This is a genomic window from Agathobaculum sp. LCP25S3_E8 (assembly GCF_052117165.1).
Taxonomy (GTDB): domain Bacteria; phylum Bacillota; class Clostridia; order Oscillospirales; family Butyricicoccaceae; genus Agathobaculum.
Genome location: NZ_JBQKJR010000109.1, coordinates 1 through 4,561, shown reverse-complemented (window position 1 = coordinate 4,561; position 4,561 = coordinate 1). Strand labels below are relative to the sequence as shown.

Sequence of the window (4,561 nt, the reverse complement as noted above, 5' to 3'; positions counted from 1 at the left end):
CTTAAATTCTTTGCTGTAACGTTTCATTGCGATCCCCTCCGTCTCTGTTCGTTCAGTTTAACAGATTTTTGGGGAATTTGCGACTGCACTTACAGGGTACTACTCCAAAATATTACTTGGCATGGTTGCCACAATTGTAATGGGTATGTTGGTCATCGGCATTGTCAGTATTGCAATGAGCCTGCAAAGCTCGAATTCTATGTTGCAGACTGCAATGCAGGGTACAGCGGAAATCGCTGCGAGCCGCGTGGAATACGAGTTGCGTTCTTATATTGAGATTGCAAGCACTGCTGGTCAGAGCGATGTTCTGAGTAACAATGATGTTTCTGTGGCAGAAAAAGAAACGTACATCAACCAGATGGCGAAAAATTACAATATGACACGTGGCAATCTACTTGATTTGCAAGGTAATAGCTATTTTGATGGCAATAATTACTCGGATCGCGAGTATTTCCAGCGTGCCAAGAATGGCGAGAGCTTTGTTTCGACGCCGACAGTAAGCAAGGTAACGGGAGAGCTTTCTATTCTTGTAGCAGCACCGGTCTATCAGGACGGAGATAGCAGCAAGCCGATTGTCGGTGTTGTCTGCTTTGTTCCGCAGGAAACTTTCCTCAACGATATTATGACTTCCATCCACGTCAGCGCAAATAGTGAAGCATTTATGCTGGATAAGACAGGCACTACCATTGCTGACATCACAATGGATACCGTGGGTAATCAGAACATTGAGGAAGAAGCTAAGTCGGATTCCTCGCTGAAGCAGCTTGCTATTTATGCTGCCGATATGCGGGCAGGCAACAGCGGTGTAGGTGAGTATAAGATTAGTGGTACTACGAAGTTGCTTGCTTATGCCCCGATTAATAATACGGATGGTTGGAGTTTGGGTGTTGCTGCTCCGGAAACAGACTTCATGGGTGCGGTTTATACTGCGGCAATTATTATTGGCATTCTGATTGTTGTGGTCGTTCTAATTGGTGTATTCATTGCGATTCGCTTGGCAACGTCGATTGGCAAGCCGATTCAGCTTTGTGCTGAACGCATTCATAAGTTGAGTGAGGGCGATCTTTCTTCGCCTGTCCCTGAAATTCATTCCAAGGACGAAACGGGAAGACTGGCAGAACAGACAGCGAGCATTGTCAAAAATCTGCAGGATCTGATTGGTGATATTGGCTATTTGCTAGGTGAGATGGCGCGTGGCAACTTTAATGTTCGCTCTCGTGATTATAACTATTACATTGGTGACTATGAGCAGCTGTTGCAGCATGTGCGTGGCATCAATAAGGAGTTAAGCAATACGTTGGCGCAAATCAATACCGCGTCCGTACAGGTATCTGCGGGTGCGGAGCAGGTTTCCTCTGGTGCACAGTCGCTGGCACAGGGCGCGACCGAACAGGCCAGTGCGGTTCAGGAACTTTCGGCAACGATTAACGATATTTCAAGTGACAGCCAGCGCACCGCTCAACTTGCGTTGCAGGCGAAAAGCGCAGCGGATAACACAGGTGCAGAATTGCAGGCAAGCAGTGAATATATTGCAACGCTTGGCACCGCCATGGGCAATATTTCCGAGTCTTCGCAGGAAATCAGCAAGATCATTTCTACCATCGAAAATATTGCGTTCCAGACCAATATTCTGGCACTCAATGCAGCGGTTGAGGCTGCGCGTGCAGGCGCTGCTGGCAAGGGCTTTGCGGTTGTTGCGGATGAGGTTCGTAACTTGGCACATAAGTCGGATCAGGCAGCTAAGGCAACGAAGGATCTGATTGAGAAGTCTATCGATGCAGTTAACGAAGGCGTTAACATGATGCAGAAGGTAAGCGAAGCGGTTGGCAGCGTAATGGAATCGGCAAGCGTCGCAGTATCCGGTATGGATGAGGTTGCGGATGCGGTTCAGCGCGAGACAGATTCGATTGTCCAGATTACGCAGGGCATCGACCAGATTTCCAGCGTTGTTCAGACGAACTCTGCAACTGCGGAAGAGTCCGCGGCAGCAAGCGAGGAGTTGTCTGGTCAGTCTGAGATGCTCAAATCTCTGATTGGCGGTTTCCAGCTGCGGCAGGAATAAGTTCATAGATACAATACAACCCCCACCAAATACAGGTGGGGGTTGTCGGTTTTTATCCTTATTTTTATCTTAGTTTGGACGATATATTTATATATGTTTTCGGGATAGGAAGGAGATGGCGTACTGAGATGAAACGGGGCTGGAAAAGGTTATTGGCGCTGACTTTGTCCGCGCTTATTATGCTCCCGTCTGTGGCTCTGACTGCTGATGCGGGAGACGAACAGGAAAAAAAAAGTGGCGTGACAGTCGCAATACCGGTGAGAAATACATTTACCGTAGAACCTACGGAAGAGTCCACTTTTATTGCATCCGGCGGGAAGCAGGATTTTAAGATCACGCTAAACGTGGGGCGTAGACTGGATAACGTTACTTTTACTGTGGAGGGAGCTTTGCCCGCGCAGCAGGAGGAAGTTAAGCTGGACAGCACACATCTGGAGGATACGGCCAAAGGGGTTTCCATCAAAATGGACGCATGGCCGGAACGTTCGCGTAGCTTTATCCTGACGGTTTCTGCAGACAAAACGGTTGTAGGGCAGTTAGATGCCGATATTAGTTGTCAAAGTACGATTCAAGAATATGATATGCGCATTCATGAGGAAACTGGGAATGCGAGAGTGAACGGCAATGAAAGCGGTAAAGTTTCGCGCGGAAAAAATATTTCGCTCAGTGTTGTGCCGGAGGATGGATATCGGTTAAGCAGCTTGATTGTCCAATATGGTACAATAAAGGAAACACTGACAGCTGGTAATTCAGATTGGAATGGCTTGAATGTGACGTGGAATGCGGAAGGGGAAAGTACGGTTTCGGGAGAGCTGTATGATAATCTGGACGTAGAAGCTGTTGTGGAAGAAATTCCGATTATGTATAAGCTGACCGTTGACGTGGATGATGGTCTTGAACTGGATCGGCCAAGCAGCCGAGTAACCAGTGTTGGGCAAGGCGAAACCTGCGAAGTGCGTGTGAGTACGCGCCCCGGATATATCATCAGCGACTGCACAGTGGCTTACGGGAAAAGCTATGCAAGCTGGGCAACGGGACAGACTTTCCTGACAATGGGCAATGATCGTGTACAGGTACATGAAAAAGCCGGTGAGGTTTGGTTTTTCCTGCCGGAGATGTATGTGGATACTGTTGTGACTTTCTCAACATCTTACGATGAAAATAATATCCCGATCGAGACGGATGAAGGCACCCGCATCAATATTGACACCAATTGCGGGGAAACGGTAGCGCGTGGAGACGATGTCGAGTTTTACGTCAGCACAACCTCGGACCGTTATTCGGTGCAGAAAATTACGCTGACCGTGGGTGACAGCTCGGGTTCAGCTGATCCGTCGGATGGCGAAATACGCGTTGGCCGCAAGAACTATGAGATTGAGGATGTGGGCGGCGGAGAATATGTGGTATACGTCGATAATGTGACGGAGCCGGTAAAGTTGTCCGCGACGTCGTCCGGATCGAGTTCGGTTTCCAGACCGTATCTAACTATCAATTCTTCCAGCCATATGAAGATTACCAAGAGTGTTTCCTCAAGCAGAATTGATGCAGGGGACGATGTAACCTTCTACTTTACCCCGGATACCAACTATCAAATTGACGAAATTACTGTCAAAATGGGGGATAACAGCCGTACTGTAGGGGCGGAAAAAACTTCAATCCGTGTTGGAAGCACTACCTATCAGATGAGCCGCAATTCAAACGGTGTCGTATCAGTCTATTTGACCGATATTGACCAAAATGTGACGGTTTCGGGACGGGCATATTATTCCAAAGATCCGGTAACGCCAACCAATACGATTCGCCTGAATACATCTAGCCGCAGCGCGTTTATGAATGGTTATTCCGATGGGACATTCCGACCGGAAAACTTTATGACGCGTGCGGAAGCTGTTGTCATGCTTTATCGGATGTGTACCGTCAATATCGAAAACAACTATTCAACGAGCGTATTTAGTGATGTGCCGCTGGGGATGTGGTGTACGCAAGAAGTGAACGCTTTTGCGCGGGCAGGCATTATCGATCAGACAACGTACTTCTATCCGGATCAGTATATCACACGCGGTGAACTGACGGAGATGCTCTATCGTTTGTCTGGTTCACCAAGTGTGGGCAGCAGTGTGACGCGGTTTAGTGATGTCAGCGGGACGTCAAACAGTAGTGCCATTCGCTATGCAACATCAGCCGGTTGGATCAATGGTTATCCGGATGGTACCTTCCGGCCATACGCCTACATTGCGCGCAGCGAAGTTGCCACAATGATGACCCGAGTATTGAATCGTTCGTCGGGTGGAGGAGGCATCTCTTATAAGGATGTTCCCTATACATATTGGGCGTATCGCTATATTCAGCTTGCATCTTCCTATGTATAATAGAAAAACGGATTCGGCTTTAGGCCATGTTTGAAAAACAAAAGTTGCACAAACGGATATGATTTAGTAAACTATTGATATGGGAACGAAACGATATGAACTCACAGAAAGTGAATGGAATCGAATCAAA

General features: G+C 47.8%; 2 protein-coding genes. Both read left to right on the top strand.

The genetic code is table 11. The features are described 5' to 3' along the window. Nucleotides 1–121 precede the first annotated feature (121 nt). Complete coding sequence (locus ACTQ34_RS17515) at nt 122–2,062, top strand: methyl-accepting chemotaxis protein (RefSeq protein ID WP_441364888.1); 1,941 nt, start codon at nt 122–124, stop codon at nt 2,060–2,062. A gap of 128 nt (nt 2,063–2,190) precedes the next feature. Beyond that, a complete protein-coding gene (locus ACTQ34_RS17510; RefSeq protein WP_441364887.1) occupies nt 2,191–4,431 on the top strand; it encodes an S-layer homology domain-containing protein in 2,241 nt (746 codons plus the stop codon). The last annotated feature ends 130 nt before the right edge of the window (nt 4,432–4,561 follow it).

Bases quoted from the DNA above. Each gene is read 5' to 3' on its own strand.
- ACTQ34_RS17515 (WP_441364888.1), top strand. From the start codon at position 122: ATGGTTGCCACAATTGTAATGGGTATGTTGGTCATCGGCATTGTCAGT.
- ACTQ34_RS17510 (WP_441364887.1), top strand. From the start codon at position 2,191: ATGAAACGGGGCTGGAAAAGGTTATTGGCGCTGACTTTGTCCGCGCTT.